19 protein-coding genes are annotated in these 24247 nt (G+C 72.6%); 10 read left to right on the plus strand and 9 right to left on the minus strand.

The window, feature by feature from the left end:
* Positions 1-75: 75 nt before the first annotated feature.
* Complete coding sequence (locus P696_RS53680; protein WP_034486106.1) at positions 76-1893, plus strand: serine/threonine-protein kinase; 1818 nt, start codon at positions 76-78, stop codon at positions 1891-1893.
* A 3-nt stretch (positions 1894-1896) separates the two neighbouring features.
* Here the strand turns inward: P696_RS53680 and P696_RS0121630 are convergent, their stop codons facing one another.
* Positions 1897-2799: a hypothetical protein gene (locus P696_RS0121630; protein WP_026413970.1), complete on the minus strand. Its 903-nt coding sequence runs from the start codon at positions 2797-2799 to the stop codon at positions 1897-1899.
* Positions 2800-2900: 101 nt separating this feature from the next.
* A complete protein-coding gene (locus P696_RS0121635; protein ID WP_026413971.1) occupies positions 2901-3389 on the minus strand; it encodes an Lrp/AsnC family transcriptional regulator in 489 nt (162 codons plus the stop codon).
* 183 nt (positions 3390-3572) lie between these two features.
* Here P696_RS0121635 and rocD point away from each other — a divergent pair, with 183 nt between their 5' ends.
* Positions 3573-4766, plus strand: a complete 1194-nt coding sequence (rocD, locus tag P696_RS0121640) for an ornithine--oxo-acid transaminase (protein WP_026413972.1) — start codon at positions 3573-3575, stop codon at positions 4764-4766.
* A gap of 75 nt (positions 4767-4841) precedes the next feature.
* On the opposite strand, the gene P696_RS47165 is transcribed toward rocD, so the two are convergent.
* Positions 4842-5876 (minus strand): glycosyltransferase family 4 protein, encoded by a 1035-nt coding sequence (locus P696_RS47165; protein ID WP_051467966.1) that lies wholly within the window; start codon positions 5874-5876, stop codon positions 4842-4844.
* Between the two features lie 228 nt (positions 5877-6104).
* Here P696_RS47165 and P696_RS47170 point away from each other — a divergent pair, with 228 nt between their 5' ends.
* A complete protein-coding gene (locus tag P696_RS47170) occupies positions 6105-6752 on the plus strand; it encodes a PadR family transcriptional regulator (protein WP_051467967.1) in 648 nt (215 codons plus the stop codon).
* Complete coding sequence (locus P696_RS0121655; RefSeq protein WP_026413973.1) at positions 6749-8365, plus strand: DHA2 family efflux MFS transporter permease subunit; 1617 nt, start codon at positions 6749-6751, stop codon at positions 8363-8365. The genes P696_RS47170 and P696_RS0121655 overlap by 4 nt, the downstream gene beginning before the upstream one ends.
* A gap of 87 nt (positions 8366-8452) precedes the next feature.
* Here P696_RS0121655 and P696_RS0121660 read toward each other — a convergent pair whose 3' ends face one another.
* From P696_RS0121660 to P696_RS58835, 4 genes are all read right to left on the minus strand, one after another.
* On the minus strand, positions 8453-8986 hold the full coding sequence (locus P696_RS0121660; RefSeq protein ID WP_281174973.1) for a flavin reductase family protein: 534 nt from the start codon (positions 8984-8986) through the stop codon (positions 8453-8455).
* Positions 8987-8998: 12 nt separating this feature from the next.
* A complete protein-coding gene (locus tag P696_RS52765; protein ID WP_051467968.1) occupies positions 8999-9520 on the minus strand; it encodes a DUF6113 family protein in 522 nt (173 codons plus the stop codon).
* A gap of 25 nt (positions 9521-9545) precedes the next feature.
* Positions 9546-10436, minus strand: a complete 891-nt coding sequence (mshB, locus tag P696_RS0121670; protein WP_026413975.1) for an N-acetyl-1-D-myo-inositol-2-amino-2-deoxy-alpha-D-glucopyranoside deacetylase — start codon at positions 10434-10436, stop codon at positions 9546-9548.
* Positions 10437-10607: 171 nt separating this feature from the next.
* On the minus strand, positions 10608-12149 hold the full coding sequence (locus P696_RS58835; RefSeq protein WP_026413976.1) for a serine/threonine-protein kinase: 1542 nt from the start codon (positions 12147-12149) through the stop codon (positions 10608-10610).
* 184 nt (positions 12150-12333) lie between these two features.
* Here P696_RS58835 and P696_RS0121680 point away from each other — a divergent pair, with 184 nt between their 5' ends.
* Positions 12334-14460 (plus strand): S9 family peptidase, encoded by a 2127-nt coding sequence (locus P696_RS0121680; protein ID WP_026413977.1) that lies wholly within the window; start codon positions 12334-12336, stop codon positions 14458-14460.
* Between the two features lie 51 nt (positions 14461-14511).
* Here P696_RS0121680 and P696_RS0121685 read toward each other — a convergent pair whose 3' ends face one another.
* Both P696_RS0121685 and P696_RS0121690 read right to left on the minus strand, forming a co-directional pair.
* Positions 14512-16266, minus strand: a complete 1755-nt coding sequence (locus P696_RS0121685; protein WP_026413978.1) for an ABC transporter ATP-binding protein — start codon at positions 16264-16266, stop codon at positions 14512-14514.
* On the minus strand, positions 16263-18056 hold the full coding sequence (locus P696_RS0121690; protein ID WP_026413979.1) for an ABC transporter transmembrane domain-containing protein: 1794 nt from the start codon (positions 18054-18056) through the stop codon (positions 16263-16265). The genes P696_RS0121685 and P696_RS0121690 overlap by 4 nt, the downstream gene beginning before the upstream one ends.
* Before the next feature lie 189 nt (positions 18057-18245).
* Here P696_RS0121690 and P696_RS47180 point away from each other — a divergent pair, with 189 nt between their 5' ends.
* The 5 genes from P696_RS47180 (at position 18246) to P696_RS0121715 (ending at position 24236) form a co-directional block, all read left to right on the plus strand.
* On the plus strand, positions 18246-19451 hold the full coding sequence (locus P696_RS47180; RefSeq protein ID WP_034486109.1) for a PP2C family protein-serine/threonine phosphatase: 1206 nt from the start codon (positions 18246-18248) through the stop codon (positions 19449-19451).
* A 287-nt stretch (positions 19452-19738) separates the two neighbouring features.
* Entirely contained in the window at positions 19739-20374 is a 636-nt protein-coding gene (locus P696_RS0121700) for a succinate dehydrogenase cytochrome b subunit (protein ID WP_211245820.1), read from the plus strand.
* A 2-nt stretch (positions 20375-20376) separates the two neighbouring features.
* Positions 20377-22317, plus strand: coding sequence for a fumarate reductase/succinate dehydrogenase flavoprotein subunit (locus P696_RS0121705; RefSeq protein WP_026413981.1), 1941 nt, complete (start codon positions 20377-20379; stop codon positions 22315-22317).
* Positions 22317-23069 (plus strand): succinate dehydrogenase/fumarate reductase iron-sulfur subunit, encoded by a 753-nt coding sequence (locus P696_RS0121710; RefSeq protein ID WP_026413982.1) that lies wholly within the window; start codon positions 22317-22319, stop codon positions 23067-23069. The genes P696_RS0121705 and P696_RS0121710 overlap by 1 nt, the downstream gene beginning before the upstream one ends.
* A gap of 336 nt (positions 23070-23405) precedes the next feature.
* On the plus strand, positions 23406-24236 hold the full coding sequence (locus P696_RS0121715) for a hypothetical protein (RefSeq protein ID WP_026413983.1): 831 nt from the start codon (positions 23406-23408) through the stop codon (positions 24234-24236).
* Positions 24237-24247: the final 11 nt, after the last annotated feature.

The raw sequence follows: 24247 nt of genomic DNA on the forward strand, positions 1-24247 counted from the left end.
TACTGAGCGGTATTCGGATGGCCGGATCCGCCCATCCCGGTGACAGCGCGCGACGCCTTGGGCTAGAAACCGATCATGCACCCCCCACAGGTCTTCGAGCCCCTCCAGGCGGGCGACCCGCCGCTCGTCGGCGGCTACCGAGTGCTCGCCCGCCTCGGCGCGGGCGGCATGGGCCGCGTCTTCCTCGCCACCACGCAGAGCGGACGGCGGCTCGCGGTCAAGGTCGTCCGGCCCGAGTTCGCCGACGACCCGGAGTTCCGCCGCCGGTTCCAGCAGGAGATCGCCGCCGCTCAGCGGGTGCAGAGCCTCTACACCGCGCCGGTCATCGACGCGCACCCGGACGGCCCGATGCCGTGGATGGCGACCGCGCACGTCCCCGGGCCGTCGCTCGCGCAGGCCGTCGCCGAGCACGGGCCGATGCCCGGCCCGACGCTGCGGGTGCTGTTCGCCGGGATCGCCGAGGCGCTCGCCGCCGTGCACGCGGCCGGGGTGATCCACCGCGACCTCAAGCCGTCGAACGTGCTGCTCGCGGCGGACGGCCCGCGCGTGATCGACTTCGGCATCTCCCGCGCCACCGACTCCACGCCGCTCACCCGCACCGGCATGCGGATCGGATCGCCGCAGTTCATGGCCCCCGAGCAGGCCCTCGGCCAGGACCCGACGCCCGCGCTGGACGTGTTCGCGCTCGGCTCGGTCATGCACTTCGCCGCGACCGGCCGGACCCCGTTCGGCGAGGGCCCCGACCCCGCCGTCCTGTTCCGCATCGCGCACGAGGAGCCGAACCTCGACGACTGCCCGGACGACCTGCGTCCGCTCGTCGAGCAGTGCCTCGCCAAGGACCCGTCCGACCGTCCGACGCCCCGCCAGGTCCTCACCGCCCTCGAACCGGACGAGGGCGTCCCGGACCCGGACTGGCTCCCGGCGGACGTCACGCGCGTCCTGCCGTCCTACGCCGGGGAACCGCCCCGCCCCGTCCCGCCGGACGGCCAGACCCCGACCACCCCGTACACGAGCTACATGCCCGCAGGCGCCACACCCCCTCCGCCCCGCGCCCAGCCGCCTGACGCCCTGCCGCCCAACGCCCAGGGCACGCCCCCGCCCGGCCTGGGCACGCCCCCGCCGGGCGCGGGCGCGCCCGCGCCGCTGGGCGCGCACGCGCTCGGGACGCGGCCTCCCGGAGGGGATGCGACACAGCCGCGGGGAGCCGTCCCGATGCCGCCGCCCCCGGGCGGGGGAATGCCGCATCCGCCAGGCGTCCCGCCGCGTCCCGTGCCCGGGGCCGGACGCGGCACCACGCCGTTCCTCATCGGCGCGGTCGCCGTCGGCGCGATCCTGGTGCTCGCCCTCGTGCTGGTGGCCGTCGCCTCGTCCTCCGGCGGCAACGGCAAGAAGCTCGACGGCAACACCGGGAGCCCCTCCCCGATCGCACAGGAACCGACGAGCGAGGTTCCGTCCAGCGAGGCGGTCTCCCCGTCGGACGGGGCGTCGTCGGGCCCGGTCGGGACGTCGAAACCGGTCGGCGGGCAGCTCGGCCACTACACCGGCATCAACCTGGCGGCGATGTACAAGCTGAGCCTGACCGACGATCCGAAGCACCCCAAGCGGGACTCCGGCGACTTCACCTTCTGGGACCTCGGCAACGGCATGAACGGGGCCAGGTTCTCCGTCCTCGACCCGGGCCAGGCCGGAACCTACGAGGCGTGCCGGGACAACACCCGGTACACCGGGAACCTCGGCGGCGAGTACATGGTCAAGGGCAAGATGATCTGCGTCTACACCGACAGCGGCTTCGTCGGGCTCGTGCAGATCACCGGGACCGGCGACAAACCGTCCGACTACCTCACGCTCGATCTGACCGTGTGGCAGGGCGTCCCGCCGACCCCGGGCGAATGAGCCTCACACCGCTCCGGAGACCGCCTCGGAGGCGTCCCGGCGTCGTGCCCGCGCGGCTCCGGTGACGCCCCAGGCGGTCAGGCCCGCGAGGAGGACGAGGCCGGTCCCGGCGGTGGACGCCTGCCAGGTCACCGACAGGTCCGCCTTCCTGCCGACGTGGCTCGTCACCGGGCCCGGCGACAGGACGAACGAGACGGGGACACGCTCGCCCCGGCCGGGGACGCCGATCGTGGAGAAGCGGTCCGGGCAGCCGCCGACCCTGACCTCGCGCCGGGTCCCGGCGTCGTCGAAGGCGACCAGGCAGTGCCGCTGCTGGCTCTTCTTGCCCTTGTTGGTCGTCCACGCCCGGACGAGCTCGCCCTGGACGTCCCTCCCCTTCGCCCTGAGGTAGAGCGGCGAGGTGGCGCTCGCGACGCCGACCAGCACCAGGAGGATCGGAAGGATGGCGAGCCACGCCTGGAGGTGGCCGCGGGTGGCGAAGAGCGCGCAGGTGAAGACGGTGAGGGCGAACGTCCCGATCCAGACGAGCACCGTGGCCCACTCCGCCGTGAGAGTCGTCGCGTACATCCCGGCCGGGATGAACACCGCCGCGATGCCCCAGAGCGCCGCCCAGGTCCACAGCACCATGGGCAACCCCGGGTGGGGCCGGTCGACGAGGGACACCTTCCCCTTGGCCAGGTCGTCCCCGAACCTGCGCGCGCGACGTCTGACCTCGGCCGCGTTGGCCTCGTCCTCCGGACGCGGCGGACGGCGGCCCGTCCGCGTGTGCAGCGCGAGGACGCTGTCCACGAGGACCGCGCCGTCCTCCTCGGACGCGATGTGCTGGAGGGCGAGCAGCGGCCCGAACCCGTGCTCGACCAGCCTGGCGCGCTCGCGCCCGTCGAGCGCCTTCAGCCTCCGGCGCACCGAGCGCGGAGTGGGGCGGTGGCGGGGCTGGACATGCGGGCGTCCGTCCTTCGTCCGGAGGGAGGGGCGGGAAGAAACTACGCCCCTCCCGTTTCGGGCCGCTAGGCGCGTCCGATGTCGGCCGTGGTCACCGGGGTGGTGGCCCCGGTGTCGGTGGGACGGCCGATCAGCCGGGACAGGACGATCGCGGTCTTGGTCGCGGTGATGTTGGGCTCGCGGCGCAGCCGTTCGAGGGCCTGCTCGAGGTGCTGGATGTCGCGGGACCGGACGTGCACCAGGGCGCTGGCGTCGCCGCTGACGGTGTAGGCGGCGACGACCTCGGGGTGTTTGTGGACGCTGTCGTAGATCTCCTCCGGGGACGTCGCGCCCGTGCAGAAGACCTCGATGAACGCCTCGGTCGTCCAGCCGAGGGCGGCCGGGTCGACCACGGCGGCGAAGCCCGTGATGACGCGTTCGGCGCGGAGCCGGTCGACGCGGCGCTTCACCGCGGGGGCCGAAAGTCCGATCCGGTCACCGATCTGCGCGTAGGAGGCGCGACCGTTCTCCAGGAGCTGCGCAACGATTCGACGGTCCAAGTCGTCAAGACGCAACAAATATCTCCCCCCGAGACCTCATTCGGCACTGTGTGCAGGTAGATCCCGAACATACGCTGGTCGAAGGGCCCCCGCACAACCCTTCGCGCGAGGTCCCACCCCCCATCCGGCACCGGCCGCCGCCGGTGTGGCCACCGATCCCGGCGACGAGTCCGGGCCGACACGGGTGAAGGAGCGTTCGTGACGCGATCCGAGCAGCTGAGGGCCTTGTCCGAGGAGCACAGCGCGCACAACTACCACCCTCTCCCGATCGTCATCGCCGAGGCCGACGGGGCCTGGGTCACCGATGTCGACGGGAACCGCTACCTCGACATGCTCTCCGCGTACTCCGCGGTCAACTTCGGCCACCGCAACCCCCGCCTGACCTCGGCCGCCAAGCGCCAGCTCGACCGGGTCACCCTGGTCAGCCGGGCGTTCGACCACGACCAGTTCGGGTCGTACGTGAGCGAGCTCGCCGAGCTGTGCGGCAAGGACATGGTCCTGCCCATGAACAGCGGCGCCGAGGCCGTCGAGACCGCGCTGAAAACGGCCCGCAAGTGGGGCTACGAGGTCAAGGGCGTCCCGGCCGGGAAGGCCGAGATCGTCACCTTCGAGGGCAACTTCCACGGCCGGACGACCACGATCGTCAGCTTCTCCACCGACTCGGTCGCGCGGGACTCCTACGGCCCGTACACGCCCGGGTTCAAGGTCGTCCCCTACGGCGACGTGGCCGCGCTGAAGGACGCGATGAACGCCAACACGGTCGGCGTCCTGGTCGAGCCGATCCAGGGCGAGGCCGGCGTGGTCGTCCCGCCGGGGGGCTTCCTGACGGCCGTCCGCGACCTGTGCACCGAGCACAACGCGCTGATGATCGCGGACGAGATCCAGTCGGGCCTCGGCCGCGCGGGCACGACGTTCGCCTGCGAGATCGAGAACGTCGTCCCGGACCTGTACCTCCTCGGCAAGGCCCTCGGCGGCGGCATCATGCCGGTGTCGGCGGTCGTCGCCAACAGCGACGTGCTGGGCGTGTTCAAGCCCGGCCAGCACGGCTCCACCTTCGGCGGCAACCCGATGGCCTGCGCGATCGGCCGGGAGGTGATCGCCATGCTGAAGACCGGGGAGTTCCAGGAGCGCTCGCGCGCACTCGGGGAGCACATGCACGCGCGGCTGCGCAAGCTGCCGTCCGACCGGGTCCGCGAGGTCCGCGGGCGCGGCCTGTGGGCCGGGATCGAGCTGAGCGGCCCGGCCCGTCCGGTGAGCGAGCGGCTGATGGAGCTGGGCGTCCTCGCCAAGGAGACGCACGACACCACGATCCGCCTCGCCCCGCCCCTGATGATCTCCCAGGAGGACCTCGACTGGGCGCTCGACCAGTTCGAGATCGCCCTCAAGGGCTGATCGCACCGAGCCAGGGGCCCCGCCGGACAACGACGTCCGGCGGGGCCCCTTGTTCATCCCCGGGCCTCGCGGAGGTCAGTGCGCCACCTCGTGGAAGACGGCGAGGTGCGCGCGGGCGGCGGCGTCCCAGGTGAGGGACGCGGCGCGGGCGAGGCCGAGCGCGCGCAGCCCGGCGGCGCGGGACGGGTCGTCCAGGACCTCGGCCAGCGCGCAGGCCAGGCCGTCCGCCGACAGCTCCGGCAGCACCCGCGCGGCTCCCCCGGCGACCTCGGGCAGCGCGCCCCGGTCGGAGATCACGACCGGGGTCCCGCAGGCCATCGCCTCCACGACCGGCATGCCGAACCCCTCGTGCTCGGACGGCAGCGCCAGCACGGACGCGGCGCGCAGCAGCGGCGCGACCAGCGCGCCGGGCACCGTTCCCAGGGGACGGACGTGCGAGTACCGCTCGATCTCGCGCAGGACGTGGTGGTCGCCCGCGCGCGGCACGCCCGCGAGCACCAGCGGCACCTGGAGCCGCGCGGTCGCCTCGGCGAGCGTCGGGACGTTCCGGCGCGGCGTGAGCGCCCCCAGGCACAGGACGAACCGCTCCGGCAGCCGGAGCGTGCCCAGCGCCTCGCCGTCGCCTATGGAGCTGGTGTGGAAGCGCCTGTCGTCCACACCGTGGGGAATGACGTGGATCCGCCTTGCCGGGATGTGGAAGCGCTCCAGGATCTCCCGCGCGGAGAACTCCGAGACCGTCACGATCGCGTCGGCGAGCGCCGCCGTGGCGGCCACACGCCGGTCCCAGAGGCGTTCGGACACCGAGTGCCGTGTCCCCGCCGGACGTCGCGGCGGAAGCCCGTGGATCGTCGCCACAACCGGCACTCGCGCGCGCACGAGGGCGCCCGTGTCATCGGGATAGTGCAACAGGTCGAACTTCTTACGCTTCGGCCACACAAGCCCGTCCGCCAAGGCGTACGCGACCGGACGCACCGGACCATGCGCGCCCCTCGGAACCAGCATCCCCGCGTGGACGCCCATGCGCCGGAGCCGTCCGTACAGCGCGCGGGCATAGGTGCTGTTGCCGCCGATGTGGCGCTCCAGCGCCCGTCCCGAAACCCCGACCCGCATAACCCCCGGACGCTATAGACGCGGCCTCGCCGGGGACGGACGGCTCGCGCGCCGTTGGCCTGTCTTGGACCACCGTTGGCGACCGCCTGATGACCGGCTGATGCCCGCCTGCCCAGCCCCCGCCGAGTGAGACGACCATCACGTCCCGGGGACGAGGGAACCGCACTGACAGATCGGTCTCACCGGATTAGTCTAAGTGGACTAATCCATGTCAACCAAAGACAGCTGATGTCCAGAAACCTGACCCCCCTGGCGCTGACCGTGCTCCGCATGCTGTGCGACGGCCCGATGCATCCTTATGAGATGCAGCAGCGCATCCGCTGGCATGCCTACGACCATGCGGTCAAGGTGACGCACGGGTCGCTGTACCACACGGTCGACCGGCTGGCCTCGTCCGGCCTGATCGAGCCCGTGGAGACCAATCGCGAGGGCCGCCGGCCCGAACGCACCGTGTACGCGGTGACGCCCTCCGGCCGGGACGCCGCGTGCGACCGGCTGGCCGAGCTGCTCGCCGCTCCGGGCGAGGAGTTCCCGCTCTTCGGCGCGGCGCTCGCGTTCGTCAACCTGCTGCCCGCGGACGAGGTCGCACGGCACCTGCGCAGCCGCGTGGTGATGCTGGAGGCGCTGACCGCCGGGCATCAGGCGTCCTACGAGTCGCTGCGCAAACGCGGCCTGGCCCGCTACAAGCTGCTGGACCTCGAGCTCAGCATCGCGCGGCAGCGGGCCGAACTCGACTTCGCCCAGTCCCTGGTGGACGACCTCGACGCGGGCCGCCTCACCTTCGAGGACGACGAGGAGTCGAAGTCGGCCTGCCCCCAACGGCCCAACCACGACGACGCGCCCGGCCACAGGGCGCGCGCAGAGGAGAATTCATGAGCAAGTGGCGCGGAAACCCCTGGGCGGTGCTGCTGACGCTCTCCCTCGGGTTCTTCATGACGCTGCTCGACCTCACGATCGTGAACGTCGCGATCCCGAGCATGATCGACAAGCTGCACGCCTCGCTGGACGAGGTGCTGTGGATCACCAACGCCTACATCCTGGTGCTGGCCGTCCTGCTCATCACCGCGGGCCGCCTCGGCGACCTGTGGGGCAAGAAGAACCTGTTCATCGCCGGGGTCGTGCTGTTCACCCTGGCCAGCCTCGCGTGCGGCATCGCGCAGGACCCGACCCAGCTGATCGCGGCCCGCGCGATCCAGGGCCTCGGGGCCGCGCTGCTGATGCCGCAGACCATGTCGATCATCATCGCGACGTTCCCGCCGGAGAAGCGCGGCGCGGCGCTCGGCGTGTGGGGCGCGGTGGCGGGCGTCTCCACGATCGCCGGGCCGACCGTCGGCGGCGTGCTGGTGACCAGCTTCGACTGGCGGTGGATCTTCTTCGTCAACCTGCCGATCGGGATCATCGTGCTGTCCATGGCGGTGCCGATCCTGCCCGGCCACACCCCGGGCGTCCGGCACAAGTTCGACGTGACGGGCGTCGTGCTCGCCACGGTCGCGCTGTTCGCCCTGGTGTTCGCGCTCACCGAGGGCCAGAAGTACGACTGGAACGCCTGGATCTGGGCGCTCATCGGCGGCGCGGCCGTGCTGTTCGTGGTCTTCCTGTTCCAGCAGAAGTCCCGGCAGGACCGCGAGCCGCTGGTGCCGTTCGGGCTGTTCCGCGACCGCAACTTCACGATCCTGGCGTTCGTCGGCGCGGCCGTCTCGGTCGGCATGGTCGGCATGTTCCTGCCGATGAACATCTACCTGCAGTCGGTGCTCGGGTTCAGCGCGCTGAAGGCGGGCCTGGTCATGGCGCCGTCCTCGGTCGTGTCGATGTTCCTCGCGCCGATCGCGGGCAAGCTCACCGACAAGATCGGCGGCCGGTTCATCCTGATGTCCGGCCTGCTGCTGTACAGCGCGGGCATGCTCTGGATGATCCTCGTCGCGGGCACCGCCACCGGCTGGACGGCTTTCCTCGGCCCGCTGATCGTCACCGGGATCGGCGTCGGCGGCGTGTTCGCGCCGATGGCGACCGAGGCCACCCGCAACGTCCCGCCGCGCCTGGCCGGGGCCGCGTCCGGCGTGAGCAACACGATCCGGCAGATCGGCTCGGTCGTCGGCTCGGCGGCGGTCGGCGCGATCCTGCAGAACCAGCTCGCGTCGTCCCTCAGGAGCGAGGCCGTCACGCGGGCGCAGGGCCTGCCGCAGCCGTACCACGACAGGTTCGTCGCGGGCTTCTCGTCGGCGGCGAAGGGCGGCATGGAGGTCGGCGCGTCCCAGCACAGCGGGGCCCAGAAGTTCCCGCCCGGGACGCCGCAGAACGTCGTCCACCAGATCCAGGCCCTCTCGGGCCAGGTGTTCGGCCACGGCTTCGTCCACGCGATGAAGCCCACGATGATCATGCCGGTCGTGGTGGTCATGGTCGGCGCCCTCGCCTGCCTCGGCGTGAAGCGCTACCGTGCGACCGCTCCGTCCGACGCCCCTCAGCCGGAGGCCGCGCCCGCCGCGACCTGATCCGCGCCCGCCGAACGGCGTCCGCTGAACGGTGAAGCCCGGCACGACGACTCGTCGTGCCGGGCTTTCTCGCTTCGCCCCCGCCGTCTACCGGGCGATGCGGCGGTAGCGGCCGTCGTGGAAGATCAGGGGCTCGGCGTCGGGGTCGGGCAGGTCGAGCGACAGGACCTCGCCGACCACGATGCTGTGGTCGCCGCCCTCGTGGACGGCGTGGGTGCGGCACTCGACGGCGGCGAGCGCGTCGGACAGGACCGGCGCGCCGGTCGCGGCGCCGCGGTGGACCCGGTAGCCGTCGAGCTGCCCGGCGATCGGACGGCCGCGGGTGGCCAGGTGCTCCGACGCCGCGCGCAGGCCGTCCGGCAGGACCGAGACCGCCCAGGTCCCGGCGGCGAGGACGGTGTCGTGGAACCGGGCCGTCCGGTCGGCGCAGAACATGACCAGCAGGGGATCGAGGGACACCGAGGTGAAGGCGTTGACCGTCATCGCGTGGTCGACGCCGTCGGCGACGGTGGTCACGACCGCCACGCCGGTGGCGAACCGTCCGACGACCCGGCGGAACAGCCGGGGGTCGGGCGCGGTGCCGAGGGCGTGGGCTTCGGGGCAGGGGGGCTCGATGCTCACAACGCCCCAACACTACCCGCGGGTATCGCCACCGCCTCCGGTGAGCCACTGTCCGGTCAGCCACTGTCCCGGCGCGCCGCGGGACGGGACGAGCACGATCGCGAGCAGCGCGGCGACCATGCCGCCGATGATGTAGACGTAGCCGGGGGTCGTCCCGGGGATCACCAGATCGCCCTCGGACTGCTTGGACGACATGACGAACGTCACGATCATCCACGCCGCCGCCGGGACCACCGCGCCCAGTTTCGTCCCCATGCCGAACCCCGCGCCGAGGACGAGGCCGAACAGCACCACGCACAGGCCGAGCGACGGCAGCGGCCACGAGCCGACCGTCCAGTCCTGGTGGAAGCCGCCGAAGATCCCGTACGCGAACCCGAGCAGGGCCAGCACCACGTAGGCCGCCCCGGACACCAGGGCGGCCAGCCCGGGCGAGACGGGCGCGGGCGCGGTCTCGGCCGTGGGCTCGGCGTCGGAGGCGGGCGCGGGGCTCTCGGGGCCGTCCGTCCGCTGCGGGGTGGCGTGATCCTCGTTCACGGCGACAGCCTAGCCAGGGTGGCGGTCAGGACAGGCCCGCGAACAGGTCGGTCTCGCGTCCGCCCGCCGCGGCCGGGCCCCGCTCGCCGTCCAGCAGGACGAAGTACTCGGTGCCGAACGCCTGCTGGCCGAGGTTGTTCGACAGCGCGAAGAACGGCCCGGTCTCGGCGGGGGCCACGATGATCTGGGTGCGGTGCGCGCGCAGCGCGTCGAGCTTGGACGGCAGGTACGGACGGGCGTCCACGACCGTGGTGATCAGGTCGTCCGGGACGCCGGAGCCCAGCTCGTCCAGGGTGGCGACGCGCGGGAACGGCAGCCGCGCCTCCCGCATCACCGCGATCGCCCGGACGAGCACGGTGCGCGGCGTCGCGTACGCGTACAGCTTCGCGACCCGCCACGGCTCCCGGCCCCCGCCCTCGAAGGACGGGTCGGCGGCCAGCTCGAACGCGCGGCGCGTCACGCGGTGCGCCTGGATGTGGTCGGGATGGCCGTAGTTGCCGCGGTCGTCGTAGCTGACGACCACCTGCGGCCGGACCTCCCGGACGATCTCGGCGAGCGCCCCGGCGGCCTCGTCGAGGTCGGCGCGCCAGAAGCAGCGCGGGTCGTCGTTGGTGGCGGCGCCCATCATGCCGGAGTCGCGCCAGCGGCCCGCTCCGCCGAGGAACCGGTGCTCGGCGACGCCGAGCGCCGCGCAGGCCGCGTCGAGCTCGCCGATCCGGAAGGCGCCGAGCCGGTCGTCCTTGTCGGCGGCCAGGTGGCGCAGGTCGTCCGGGATGACCTCGCCCTCCTCGCCGAGCGTGCAGGTGACGAGCGTGACGTGGGCGCCCTCGGCCGCGTACTTGGCCATGGTCGCGCCGGTCCCGATGGACTCGTCATCGGGATGGGCGTGCACGAACAGGATCCGCGGCTCCTTCATGACCAGTGAGCCTACTAACGCGCGGGACCGCTCTCGGCTGTCACCCTTCCCACCCGGTGCGCGAAACGTCACGTTCCGGACGTGACCGTCGTCACGTCCGGAGCGTGGTCGTTCCGTTCGCCCGAGGCCGCCGGACCGGAGCCGGTCGCCCGGCTCCGGGGCCAGGGGCGGTCAGTCGCCGGTCAGGCCGCCCGCCGCGGCGCCGCCCGTGCCGCCGCCACCGGTTCCGCCACCGGTGCCGCCACCGCCGCCGGTGCCGCCACCGCCGCCGCCCGCGGGCGGCTTGGTGGTCTTGCCGCCGCCGCCCTCGGGGGGCGCCGTGTCGGTCGGCTTCCCGGTCGGCTCGCCGGTCGAGGTGTCCGGCGGAGTGGACGGCTCCGTCGGCTCGGTCGACTCCGTCGGACGCTGCGTCGGACGGTGCTTCCGGGTGTGGGTCGGCTCCGGCTCGCTCGAGTCGGTGTCGGTGGGCGACTCGGAGTCGGTCGGGTTCTCGGACTGCGAGGTCTGCTGGTCGCTGCCCGGCGTGTTGCCCTTGCTCCCGTCGCCACCGCCCATGTTCGCCACCGCGACGCCGACCACGGCCGCCAGGACCAGGATGGCGATGACCGCCGCGATCACCGGCCCCCTGGACTTCTTCTCGGGCTCCCAGTCGCGCCGGGAGGGACGGCCCCCGCCACCCCGGTAGGCCTCCTCGTAACCGGCGACCGGCGGCAGGGTCGCCCCGCCGCCCACGCCCTGCGTGGCGCCACCGTAGCCCTGGTCATAGGCGCCCGCCGGGGCCATGCGGGTCGCGGCGGCGCCGCCTGCGGCAGCCGCGGCTCCCCCGGCCAGCAGCGCGGTCGCCTGCGCCGGGTCGTCCAGCGCGGTCGCGCCCGGGACGCCGCCGCCGCCGGGGATTCCGCCGGTGCCTCCGGGACCGCTGCCGATCAGCGCCATCATCAGCTGCTGCGCGGTCGGCCGCCGGGCCGGGTCCTTGGCCAGGCAGGCGGCGATCAGGTCGTACAGCTCGGGCGGCAGGCCGTCCAGCGAGGGCGGCTCGTTCATCACCCGGTTGATCACCGCGACCACGGTGTCGTCGCCGAACGGCGGACGGCCGGTCGCGGCGAACACCATCGTCGAACCCCAGGCCCAGACGTCCACGGCCTCGGTGAGGCGCTGCCCGGCGACCTGCTCGGGGGCCATGTAGGACGGGGTGCCGATCGCCTTGGTGGCGTTGGTCTGGCCCGCGTCCAGGGCCCGCGCGATGCCGAAGTCGATCACGCGCGGGCCGTCCGGGGCCATGATCACGTTGTGCGGCTTGAAGTCGCGGTGCACGATGCCCGCCTGGTGGATCGCCACCAGGGCGGTCGCGGTGCCGATCGCGAGGCGTTCCAGGGCCGCGCCGGTGATCGGCCCCTGCTCGGTGATCTGCTTGTAGAGCGCCGGGCCGGGGACGTACTCGCTGGCGATCCACGGCTGGTCGCCCGCGACGTCGGCCTCGAGCACCTGGGCGGTGCAGAACCGGGCGACCTGCATGGCCGCCTGCGACTCGCGGACGAAGCGGTGGCGGGCCATGTCGTCGGCGGCGGCGTCGGCGCGCAGGAGCTTGATCGCCGCCTTCGCCCCGGACGGGTCCACGCCCAGGTAGACGACGCCCTGACCGCCCTCTCCAAGACGTTCGGTCAGGTCGTAGGACCCAAGCCGCCGGGGGTCTCCCGGCTGCAAGTCCGACATGGAACAACTCCTTCGGGGGCGGTTCTGACGACGCTGCGGCACTGGGCGGGCTCCGAGCTTACGCGAGCGGGGGCGCGCCCACCGCGCGTTCACCCTGCGGGACCATACCCATTGAATCCCCACAAAGCAGCGTGGTGGCGGGCTGCCGCCCGGATCGGTCGGAGACGGCTGGCAGACTCACATCATGAGCATCAGCTATCCGCGGCAGACGGCCCGCACCCGCCGGTTCACCCTCGGCGTCCCCCGCGCCTTCCAGATCGCGCCCGACGGGTCCCGGGTGGCGTTCCTGCGCACCAAGGCGGGCGACGACCCCGTCACCTGCCTGTGGACGCTGGACCCGGCGTCCGGTGCTGAGACGCTCGTCGCCGACCCGGCCTCGCTCGCCGTCGCGGGTGAGGCGAACCTCCCCGCCGAGGAGCGCGCCCGCCGCGAGCGGGCCCGCGAGGGCGCGGGCGGCATCGTCGGCTTCGCGACCGACTCGGCCGTCCGGCAGGCGGTGTTCAGCCTCGGCGGACAGCTGTTCCTCACCGACCTGGCGTCCGGGGAGACCCGGGAGCTGCCCGCCCAGACCCCGGTGTTCGACCCGCGCCTCGACCCCGCGGGCCGCCGCGTCGCCTACGTCTCGGGCCGCACCGTCCGCGTGATCGGCACGGACGGCTCGGACGACCGCGCCCTGATCACGCCCGAGAGCGACCAGATCTCCTACGGGCTGGCCGAGTTCATCGCCGCCGAGGAGATGAGCCGCATGCGTGGCCACTGGTGGTCGCCGGACGGCTCGACCCTGCTCGCCGCGCGGGTGGACGAGACGCCCGTCCAGCGCTGGACGATCGCCGACCCGGCCAACCCCGAGAGCCCCGCCACCGAGATCGCCTACCCGGCCGCCGGGACGCCCAACGCGATCGTCTCGCTCGTCCTGCTGAAGGTCGACGGCCTCGCCGCCGACGGCGGCCGCGCCTCGGTGTCCTGGGACCGCGGCCAGTACCCCTACCTGACCACCGCGGGCTGGGACGCGCGCGGCCCGCTGATCGTCGTCCAGACCCGCGACCAGCGCGCCCAGCGCGTGCTCACCGTCGACCCGCTGAACGGCGAGACCACCCTGCTGCACACCGGCCACGACCCGGTCTGGACCGAGATCGTCCCCGGCGTCCCGGCGCGCACCGGCACGGGCGACCTGGTCTGGACGGTCGAGGACCACCAGGCCACCGCGCCCGGCGTCGCGTCCCCCGACCTCGTCGGCACCCGCCGCCTGACGATCGGCGGCGAGCCGGTCACGCCGCCCGGCCTCCAGGTCCGCTCGGTCCTCGGCGTCGAGGGCGGGACGGTGCTGTTCACCGCGTCCACCGAGCCGACCGAGGTGCACGTCCACCGGTACGCGGACGGCGAGGTGACCCAGATCACCTCGGGGCAGGGCGTCTACTCCGCGGTCGCGTCCGGCGATCTGACCGTGATCACCGGCTCGCGGCTGGACGTCCTCGGCACCGTCACCGAGCTGCGCGGCCCGCACGGCACGTTCCCGGTCGAGTCCCGCGCCGAGACCCCGGTGATCACGCCGCGGGTCGAGCTGCTGAGCGCCGGGCCCCGGGAGGTCCGCACGGCCGTGCTGCTGCCCACGGGCTGGACGCCCGACCAGGGCCGCCTGCCCGTCCTCATGGACCCCTACGGCGGCCCGCACGCCCAGCGCGTCATGGCCGTCCAGCGCGCCTACTGCGAACCGCAGTGGCTCGCCGACCAGGGCTTCGCCGTCGTCATCGCCGACGGCCGCGGCACCCCCGGCCGCGGGATCGCCTGGGAGCGCGCCGTCCGCGGCGACTTCGTCACCCCCGTCCTGGACGACCAGATCGCCGCCCTGGAGGAGGCCGCCCGCCGCCACCCGGCCGCGCTCGACCTCGACCGGGTCGCCGTCCGCGGCTGGTCCTTCGGCGGCTGGCTCGCCGCCCTCTGCGTCCTGGCCCGCCCGGACGTCTTCCACGCCGCCGTCGCGGGCGCCCCGGTCACCGACTGGACGCTCTACGACACCCACTACACCGAGCGCTACCTCGGCCTTCCCGAGGAGGAGCCGGAGACCTACGCCGCCAACTCCCTCATCGGGCTGGCCGACAAGCTCACCCGCCCGCTCCTGCTCATCCACGGCCTGGCGGACGACAACGTGGTGGCCGCGCACACCCTGCGCCTCTCCTCGGCCCTCCTGGCCGCGGGCCGCCCCCACACCGTCCTCCCCCTGTCGGGCGTCACCCACATGACCCCGCAGGAGGTCGTCGCCGAGAACCTCCTCCACCTCCAGGTCGACTGGCTGAAGAACTCCCTCGCCTGAGACCGGGCGAGACGAGAGGGGGCGTGCGCCGTGCACGCCCCCTCTTCGTTCTCAGGGGTTGCGGTCGGCGGCCGGTTGGCGGTCGCCATGCCAGGACGACCACAGGGCCGCGTAGGAGCCCTTGGCGGCCAGGAGCTCGTCGTGGGTGCCGAGTTCGGCGATGCGCCCGTCCTCGACGACGGCCACGCGGTCGGCGTCGTGGGCGGTGTGGAGACGGTGGGCGATGGCCACGACCGTCCGGCCGGACAGGACGGCGGCGAGCGAGCTTTCCAGGCGGCGGGCGGCCCTCGGGTCGAGGAGGGACGTCGCCTCGTCCAGGACGAGGGTGTGCGGGTCGGCGAGGACGAGGCGGGCCAGCGCCAGTTGCTGCGCCTGGGCCGGGGAGAGGTCCTCGCCCGCGGCTCCCACCTGCGCGGACAGGTCGGGGCCGTCCCAGTCGACGGCCTCGAGCGCGGCGCGGATCTGGTCGTCGGACGCGTCCGGCCTCGCCATCACCAGGTTGTCGCGGAGGCTGCCGCGGAACACGTGGTGCTCCTGGGTGACGAGCGCGACGTGGCCGCGCAGGTCGTCCAGCGGGAGTTCGACGAGCGGGACGGGCGCGGCGTCGCCGACCTCGACCGCGCCGGAGCCGGGGGCGTCGATCCCGGCGACCAGGCGGCCGAGGGTGGACTTGCCCGCGCCGGACGGCCCGACCATCGCCAGGCGTTCGCCCGGACGCAGCGCCAGGTCCACGCCGTGCAGGACGTCGTGGCCGGGCCGGTAGGCGTACCGGACGTCCCGGACGTTGATCCGCTCGCCGTCCGGTCGCGCGGACGTCGGGACGCGGTCGGCCGGGACGTTCCCGACGCCGAGCAGCCGCGCCAGGGACGCGCCGCCGATCTGCACCTCGTCCAGGCGGTAGAGGAGCATGTCGACCGGGCCGACGAGCTGCTGGACGTACAGGGTCGCGGCGGTCACCTGCCCGAGCGACGCGAGCCCGTGCTGGTGCAGCAGGCCGCCGACGACCAGCGTCCCGACGATCGGGAACAGGTAGCCGCTCTCGACCACGGGGAACAGGACCGTCCGCAGGCCGAGCGTGTACCGCTCGCGCGAGTAGGAGCGGGCGATGTCGGCGTCGCCGCGGGCGCGCCGCCGCGCCTCGAGGCCGAACGCCTCGACCGTCCGGGCTCCCTGGACGGTCTCGGCGAGGCCGTCGGTGAGCTCCGCCCAGGCCGCCTCCTCGCGCAGGTAGCCGTCGCGGGCGCGCTTCAGGTACCAGCGCATGCCGAAGAGGATCGACGGCAGGCCGAGCAGGACGGGCAGCGTGACCAGCGGGCCGGTCAGCACGAGCGCGACCAGCGTGAGGACGATCGTGACGCCGCCGATGACCATCTCCGGGACGGCCTCCCGCACCACCCCCGACAGCTCCCCCACGTCCCGCGAGGTGCGGCTGACCAGGTCGCCCGTCCCGGCGCGCTCGACGCGGGACAGCGGCAGGCCGAGGACGCGCCCGACGAACTCCTCGCGCAGCTCGGCCATGACCCGCTCGCCCAGCCGCGCGGACGCGAAGTAGGCGTACCGGGTCAGGACGCCCTGGACGATGACGAATCCGGCGATCGCCGCGCCAACGGTGTCGATGTGCGCCGTCCCGGAGCGGACGCCGTCGACCAGGCCGCCCAGCAGCCGGGGCGTGACCAGCCCGGACACCGCCGCGAGGGCGTGCAGGGCGAGCGCCCCGACCAGGGCGCGCGGATGCCGCCGGACGAGCTCGACGGCGTACGCCCGCACCTGCGCGGGCGTGGCGACGGGCAGGATGGCGGTGCTCATGACGCTCCACGGGTGACGACGGCGGCGTAGCGGGGTTCGGCGTCCAGCAGTTCGCGGTGCGTGCCCTCGGCGACGACCGCGCCGTGCTCGACGAACGCGACGTGGTCGGCGCGGTCGAGGACGAGGGGGCTGGTGGTGGCGATCACGGTCGTCCGCCCGGCCCGGACGCGGCCGAGGCGCTCGGCGATCGCGGCCTCGGTGTGCGCGTCCACGGCGCTGGTCGGCTCGACCAGGACGAGCACCTCGGGGTCGGCGGCGAGCGCCCGGACGAGCCGCAGCCGCTGCCGCTGCCCGCCGGAGAACTCCCGTCCCGCCTCGGCGACATGGCCGTCGAGTCCGGTCGCGTCCACCACGTCCTCCGCCGCGGCGGCCTCGACCGCCGCGGCCAGACCGTCCACCCGGACGTTCCGGTCACCGTCCAGCACGGCATCCCGGTGCCCGTCCAGCGCGGCGTTCCGGTCACCGTCCAGTACGTCGTTCCGGTCACGGACGTCCGGTGGAACGTTGCGGTCGCCGGACGGCGGGGCGAGGGTCTCGTGGAGGGGGCCGGAGAAGAGGCGGTCCTCGTTGACGGCGACCAGGACGCGCGACCGGACGTCCGCGACCTCGGCGAGGGGAACGCCGCCGTAGGTGACATCCCCCTCGGTGTAGCGGCCGAGACGGTCGGCCACGGCGGCGGCGTCGCGCGGGTCGGAGGCGGCGACGGCGGTGACCCGTCCCGGCCGGACGACCAGCCCGGACGCGGCGTCCACCAGCTCGGCCGGGCCGTCCACGCGGCGGGTGCCGGTGTGCGTGATCTCCGGCTCGACGTCGAGCAGGCGGCAGACGCGCCCGGCGGCGACCCGGCCCTTGGTGAACTTCTGGGCCATCTCGCCGAGCGTCCGCAGCGGCTCGACCAGGAAGACCGCGTAGCCGTAGAACGCGACGAGCTGGCCGATCGTGATCCTCCCGTCGGCGGCGAAGCGCGCGCCGAGCCAGGTGACCAGCGCGACGAGCAGGCCGGGCAGGAGCACCTCGGCGCCGCTGATCCGCGACTCGGCCCAGGCGACCCGGACCCCGGCCCGCCGGACGTCCTGGGACCGGCTCCGGTACCGGCCCGCGAACAGCCCCTCGCCGCCGACGCCGCGCAGCACCCGCAGGCCCGCGACCAGGTCCGTCGCCGTCGAGTTCAGCTCGCTGACCAGCTCGCGGTGCGCGTCCTCGCGGCGCTCGTAGGGGCGCAGCAGCGGCGCGGCGAGCGCGAGGATCACCGGGACGCCGATCAGCACGACCAGCCCGAGCGGCCAGGACGTCACCAGCAGCAGCGCCGCGACCACGACGATCGCGACGACCGAGCCGGTCCCGCGGCCGAGGATGTCCAGCACGTCGCCGATCCGCGCACAGTCGGAGATGCCGACGCTGACCACCTCGCCCGCGGTGAGCCGCTTGGGCAGCGTCGCGCCGAGCCGCGTCGTCTGCCGGGTGACCAGCTGGATCGTCCGGTAGCAGGCCGACAGCCAGTTGAACACGGCCATCCGGTGCCGGGTCACGCTCGACGCCATCTGGACGACGCCGAGCGCGAACAGCGCGCCCGCCCAGCCCAGCAGCGCGCCGGTGTCCCCACCGGCCACGCCCGCGTCGATGGCGCGTCCGATCGCGGCGGGCATGAGCGCCTGGGAGAGGAAGAACACCGTCCCCAGCACGGCCACGGCGATCACGCTGCGGCGCTGGACGCGCATCAGCCACAGTAGGTAGCGCGTGGGGGAAGTGTGGTCGGGAATGCCCGGATCGGGTACGGGTAGGTCCTTCACTCTGCGAAGGTATGCGGCGACCCGGCGGCTCCTCGACTCATTTTTTCCGCCACCGGCCGCCCCGCGAGGCGATCCTCCGGCCGTCGGCGCCGGGCCCGGCCCGGAGGGCGACCGGGATGTGTCCGGGGACGGCTCGTGGCGCGTCCGAGGTGCGCCGCACTCCGCCGACCGGCTAGCCTCCGTCGGGTCGTGAGCCATTCCCGCCGTGCCGTCCCGTCCCCGTCCGGCCAGCCCGAGACCGTCGAGCTGCTGGCCGTCCTCGGCGACCCCGCCGACGTGCTGATGGTCGAGAAGATGCTGACCGAGGCCGGGCTGGACGTCGCGATGACCGTCGCCTCCTCGGTGGACGAGGCGCGGCACCGCGTGACCCGCCGCACCCAGTGCATCCTGGTGGACCTGTCCGGCCCCGAGGACGACCGGCTGACCGGCCTGCGCCGGACGCTCGCGATGTCCGGGACGGCCGCGGTGATCGTGCTGACCGGCGTGGACGACGTGACCCTGGGCATCCGCGCGCTCGCCGCCGGAGCCGAGGACTACCTGGTCAAACAGGAGATCGACGGCCCGCTGCTGGCCCGCGCCGTCCGGTACGGGATCGAGCGGCGGCGCGCGGACGAGAGCGAGCGGCGGCTGGTCGAGGCGCGGCTGATGGCCGCCGAGAACGCCCGGCTGGAGCGCGGCCTGCTGCCCGTCCCGCTGATCGACGACCCGTCCCTGACGCACCACACCCGCTACCGGCCCGGACGGTCCCGGGCGCTGCTGGGCGGGGACTTCTACGACACCGTGCAGACCGAGGGCGGCGCCGTCCACCTCATGATCGCGGATGTCTCCGGGCACGGCCCGGACGAGGCCGCGCTCGGCGTCCAGCTGCGGATGGCGTGGCGGACGCTCGTCCTGTCCGGGCACACCGGCGAGCAGCTGCTCGGCACGCTCGACACCGTCCTCGGGCACGAGCGGCGCAGCGACGAGACGTTCACGACCCTGTGCATGGTCACGGTCGCCCCGTCCCGCCGGACGGCCCGCATGTACCTGGCCGGGCACCCCGCGCCGCTGCTGTTCACCGGCACCGGCCCGTCCACCCGGGTCGCCGCGCTGCCCGACTACGCGCACGGCCCGGCGCTCGGCCTCGTCCCGGACGCGGACTGGCCGATGACCGAGGTCGAGCTCGGCGACGCGTGGAGCCTGATGCTCTACACCGACGGCCTGATCGAGGGCCACACCGGGGACGGCTCGTCCGACCGCCTCGGCACCGACGGCCTGGTGGGGCTGGCGGGCGAGGCGTCCGGCCGCGGCCTGGTCGGCCGCGCCCTGCTGGACGACCTGGTCGCGGGCGTCGAGCGCCTCAACGGTGACACCCTCACCGACGACCTCGCCGTCCTCCTCCTCTCCCACCGCTGACACCGATGCCGGGGCGTGTGACCCACGTCACCAGCGGTTTTATCTACTACAGCGCGTAGAGCATGATGTACTACGACCCGTAGTTCCCTTTTGTGGTGTGAAGTCCGACACTCCGCGTTGTCACCGAACGGTCACGAACCCCAGGTCGGACACGCCCCATAGCCAGCGGCTATCGAAACGAGTGCCACCATGACTTGGCCCTCTTTCCCCAGGCAGCCGTACGGTTCGGAGCTGTGGCTATAGCGAGTACTGCGATCTACAGATCGACCGTCGGCAAAAAGGCGGTCATGGCGGTGACAGGGGCGATCCTCGTCGGCTTCCTGATCGCGCACATGATCGGGAACCTCAAGATCTTCCTCGGCGCGAGCGACTTCGACCACTACGCGGAGTGGCTGCGCACGATGGGCGAGCCCGCCGTCCCCCGGCGCACCGTGCTGACGATCCTGGAGATCGTGCTCGGCGTGTCCGTGCTCCTGCACATGTGGTCGGCGATCTCCCTGGCACGGCGCGCCCGCGCGGCCCGCCCCGTGAAGTACCAGGGCAAGAAGAAGTCGAACGCGCAGGGCTACGCCACGCACACCATGCGGTACGGCGGCGTCGTCATCCTGCTGTTCGTCATCTGGCACCTGCTGGACCTGACCTTCTACGCCGTCAACCCCAAGGGCTCGGACGCCACGCCGTACGACCGGGTCGTCGCCGACTTCGACGCGTCCCGCTGGTACATCACCGTCTGGTACGTGCTCGCCGTGCTGCTCGTCGGCCTGCACCTGCGCCACGGCATCTGGAGCGCCTTCCAGACCCTCGGCCTGCGCTCGCCGCGCAACAACAACGCCCTGCGCGGCCTCGCCGGCGGCCTCGCCGCCGTCGTCACGATCGGCTTCATCGCCGTGCCGATCTCCGTCACCTTCGGATGGGTGAGCTGACCATGACCGACACCTTCTACGAGGCCGGCGACCCGGTCGTCGACACCCAGGCCCCCGCGGGCCCGGTCGAGAACCGCTGGACCACCCGCAAGTTCGAGGCCAAGCTGGTCAACCCGGCCAACAAGCGCAAGAAGAAGATCATCGTCATCGGGACGGGCCTGGCGGGCGGCTCCGCCGGCGCGACCCTCGGCGAGGCCGGCTACCACGTCATCCAGTTCTGCTTCCAGGACTCGCCCCGCCGCGCCCACTCCATCGCCGCGCAGGGCGGCATCAACGCCGCCAAGAACTACCGCAACGACGGCGACTCGGTGCACCGCCTCTTCTACGACACCGTGAAGGGCGGCGACTTCCGCTCCCGCGAGTCGAACGTCCACCGCCTCGCCGAGATCTCCACCCAGATCATCGACCAGTGCGTCGCGCAGGGCGTCCCGTTCGCCCGCGAGTACGGCGGCCTGCTCGACAACCGCTCCTTCGGCGGCACCCAGGTCTCCCGCACCTTCTACGCCCGCGGCCAGACGGGCCAGCAGCTGCTGCTCGGCGCCTACCAGGCGCTCATGCGGCAGGTCGACGCCGGCAACGTCGAACTGCACGCGCGGCACGAGATGCTCGACCTGATCATGCAGGACGGACGCGCCCGCGGCGTCGTCGTCCGCGACCTGATCACCGGCGAGATCAAGAACTACACGGCCGACGCGGTCGTCCTGGCCTCCGGCGGCTACGGGAACGTCTTCTTCCTGTCCACCAACGCCATGGGCTCCAACGTCACCGCGTCCTGGCGCGCGCACAAGCACGGGGCCTACTTCGCCAACCCCTGCTACACGCAGATCCACCCGACCTGCATCCCCTACTCCGGCGAGCACCAGTCCAAGCTGACGCTCATGTCGGAGTCGCTGCGCAACGACGGCCGCGTCTGGGTGCCGAAGAAGGGCGGCGACGACCGCGCCCCCGGCGCCATCCCCGAGGACGAGCGCGACTACTACCTCGAGCGCATCTACCCGTCCTTCGGCAACCTGGTGCCGCGTGACATCGCCTCCCGCGCCGCCAAGAACGTCTGCGACGAGGGACGCGGCGTCGGCCCCGGCGGCCAGGGCGTCTACCTGGACTTCGCCGACGCGATCGCGCGGCTCGGCCGCAAGACCGTCGAGGCCAAGTACGGCAACCTCTTCGAGATGTACGAGCGGATCACGGGCGAGAACCCGTACGAGGTGCCGATGCGCATCTACCCCGCCGTGCACTACACGATGGGCGGCCTCTGGGTCGACTACGACCTGCAGTCCAACATCCCCGGCCTGTTCGTCGTCGGCGAGGCCAACTTCTCCGACCACGGCGCCAACCGCCTCGGCGCGTCCGCCCTCATGCAGGGCCTCGCCGACGGCTACTTCGTCCTCCCGACCGGCCTCGGCGACTACCTCGCCCGCACCACCGGCCTGGACGAGGTCTCCGAGGCTTCCGTCTCCGACGCCGAGGAGCGGGTCCGCTCCCAGGTCGACAAGCTGCTCTCGATCAACGGCACCCGCACCGTCGACTCCTTCCACCGCGAGCTCGGCCACATCATGTGGGAGTACTGCGGCATGGAGCGCTCCGACGAGGGCCTGCGCAAGGCCCTGGAGCTGATCCCGGCGCTGCGCAAGGAGTTCTGGGAGAACGTCAAGGTCACCGGCAAGGGCGAGGAGCTCAACAAGGAGCTGGAGAAGGCCGGCCGGGTGGCCGACTTCCTCGAGCTCGGCGAGCTCATGGTGATCGACGCGCTGCACCGCACCGAGTCCTGCGGCGGCCACTTCCGCGCCGAGTCCCAGGACGAGGACGGCGAGGCCAAGCGCGACGACGAGCACTTCTCCTACGTGGCGGCCTGGGAGTGGGGCGGCGGCGAGACCAAGCCCGTCCTGCACAAGGAAGCCCTCGAGTTCGAATACGTTCACCCGACGCAGAGGTCGTACAAGTAATGAAGCTCACGCTGCGCATCTGGCGCCAGAAGGGCCCCCAGGACGAGGGCCGGATGGTCGAGTACGAGCTCGACGACATCTCCCCGGACGCCTCGTTCCTGGAGATGCTCGACGTCCTCAACGAGCGGCTGATCACCGAGGGCGAGGAGCCCGTCGCGTTCGACCACGACTGCCGCGAGGGCATCTGCGGCATGTGCTCGCTGGTGATCAACGGCACCCCGCACGGTCCCGAGCGGATGACCACCACCTGCCAGCTCCACATGCGCAAGTTCAAGGACGGCGAGGTCATCGACGTCGAGCCGTGGCGGGCCCGCGCCTTCCCGGTCGTCAAGGACCTGGTGGTGGACCGGTCGTCGTTCGACCGCATGATCCAGTCCGGCGGCTACATCACCGCCCCGACCGGCACCGCGCCCGAGGCCCACTCCGTCCCGGTGCCCAAGGCGGACGCGGACCACGCCTTCGAGGCCGCCGAGTGCATCGGCTGCGGCGCCTGCGTCGCGGCCTGCCCGAACGGCTCGGCCGCGCTGTTCCTCGGCGCGAAGGTCACGCACCTGGGCCTGATGCCCCAGGGCCAGCCCGAGCGCTGGGACCGCGTGGTCTCCATGCTCGAGACCCACGACGAGGCGGGCTTCGGCGGCTGCACCAACACCGGTGAGTGCACCGTCGCCTGCCCCAAGGGCATCCCCCTCGACGTGATCTCGAACCTCAACCGCGACTTCCTCAAGGCCACCGTCGGCGGCAAGAAGAAGTAACCGCGCGAGCACCACGAGACCCCGCGACCGTTTCGGTCGCGGGGTCTCGTTGTTTTTCGGAGCTCTATAGCGCAGCGTCCCCGGTGAGATGATCATGCCTCTCGGCACTCGTCTCGATTCTCTTTGGCCATAAATGCTGGTTATGGGTCGGGGGCGGGGTGATCTTGGATGTGGCGTCGGCGCGCATGTGTGCAGGGTCACACGCTGCGGTGATTGTTATGTGTGTCACAGTCGCGCGACCGTGGCGTAGGGTCACATCCCCCGAAGGCGCGAGATCGGGGAACCCACCCAGCGGGGGGCGACCAGACCCCCGACCCGAGCTCAGGAGAGCGATCGATGAGCACAGTGGAGGCGCCGGGCAAGACGCGCGCCCAGATCAGGGAGCGCACGCTCAGGCGGGACGACTGGCGCGTCTATCCGATCACCACGCTGGTGATCTTCACGGCCTGGGTGGTGTACGCGACCATCCGCGCGTTCTGGGGGGCCGCGTTCTACGTCCCCCAGTACCACTACCTGACGCCGTTCTACTCGCCCTGCCTCAACGAGATCTGCAGCAACGTCAGCGCGAACGGGCACACCGGGGACGCCGCGGAGTTCGGCACGTTCCTGCCGGCCTCGACGCGCGGCTGGATCCCGTTCGCCGCGATCTCGCTGCCGTTCCTGCTGCTGTTCCGGCTGACCTGCTACTACTACCGCAAGGCGTACTACCGGTCGTTCTGGGCGTCCCCGCCCGCGTGCGGCGTCAGCGAGCCGCACGGCAAGTACACCGGTGAGCGGCGGTTCCCGCTGGTCGGCCAGAACCTGCACCGCTACTTCTGGATGGCCGCGTTCCTGATCTCCCTGGTCAACACCTGGGACGCGGTCCGCGCCTTCCACGGCAAGGACGGCGGGTTCGGCATCGGGCTCGGCACCCTGGTCCTGCTCGCCAACGTCGTCCTGCTGTGGATGTACACCCTGTCGTGCCACTCCTGCCGACACATCGTCGGCGGACGGTTGAAGAACTTCTCCAAGCACCCCGTCCGGTACTGGATGTGGGGGCAGGTCTCGAAGATCAACCAGAACCACGGCAGGTACGCGCTGATCACGCTCGGATCGCTGGTCGCGGCGGATCTCTACGTGGCGCTGGTCTCCAGCGGAACCATCTCCGACCTGCGATTCTTCAACTGAGGTAACCCCTG

The organism is Actinomadura oligospora ATCC 43269, from assembly GCF_000518265.1.
In the GTDB taxonomy this organism is placed as follows: Bacteria; Actinomycetota; Actinomycetes; order Streptosporangiales; family Streptosporangiaceae; genus Spirillospora; species Spirillospora oligospora.

Excerpts from the sequence above, each read along its gene's own strand:
- P696_RS53680 (WP_034486106.1), top strand. The coding sequence starts at position 76 with ATGCACCCCCCACAGGTCTTCGAGCCCCTCCAGGCGGGCGACCCGCCG.
- P696_RS47165 (WP_051467966.1), bottom strand. The coding sequence starts at position 5,876 with ATGCGGGTCGGGGTTTCGGGACGGGCGCTGGAGCGCCACATCGGCGGC.
- P696_RS47170 (WP_051467967.1), top strand. The coding sequence starts at position 6,105 with ATGTCCAGAAACCTGACCCCCCTGGCGCTGACCGTGCTCCGCATGCTG.
- P696_RS0121655 (WP_026413973.1), top strand. The coding sequence starts at position 6,749 with ATGAGCAAGTGGCGCGGAAACCCCTGGGCGGTGCTGCTGACGCTCTCC.
- mshB (WP_026413975.1), bottom strand. The coding sequence starts at position 10,436 with ATGAAGGAGCCGCGGATCCTGTTCGTGCACGCCCATCCCGATGACGAG.
- P696_RS58835 (WP_026413976.1), bottom strand. The coding sequence starts at position 12,149 with ATGTCGGACTTGCAGCCGGGAGACCCCCGGCGGCTTGGGTCCTACGAC.
- P696_RS0121680 (WP_026413977.1), top strand. The coding sequence starts at position 12,334 with ATGAGCATCAGCTATCCGCGGCAGACGGCCCGCACCCGCCGGTTCACC.
- P696_RS0121685 (WP_026413978.1), bottom strand. The coding sequence starts at position 16,266 with ATGAGCACCGCCATCCTGCCCGTCGCCACGCCCGCGCAGGTGCGGGCG.
- P696_RS0121700 (WP_211245820.1), top strand. The coding sequence starts at position 19,739 with ATGGCGGTGACAGGGGCGATCCTCGTCGGCTTCCTGATCGCGCACATG.
- P696_RS0121705 (WP_026413981.1), top strand. The coding sequence starts at position 20,377 with ATGACCGACACCTTCTACGAGGCCGGCGACCCGGTCGTCGACACCCAG.
- P696_RS0121710 (WP_026413982.1), top strand. The coding sequence starts at position 22,317 with ATGAAGCTCACGCTGCGCATCTGGCGCCAGAAGGGCCCCCAGGACGAG.
- P696_RS0121715 (WP_026413983.1), top strand. The coding sequence starts at position 23,406 with ATGAGCACAGTGGAGGCGCCGGGCAAGACGCGCGCCCAGATCAGGGAG.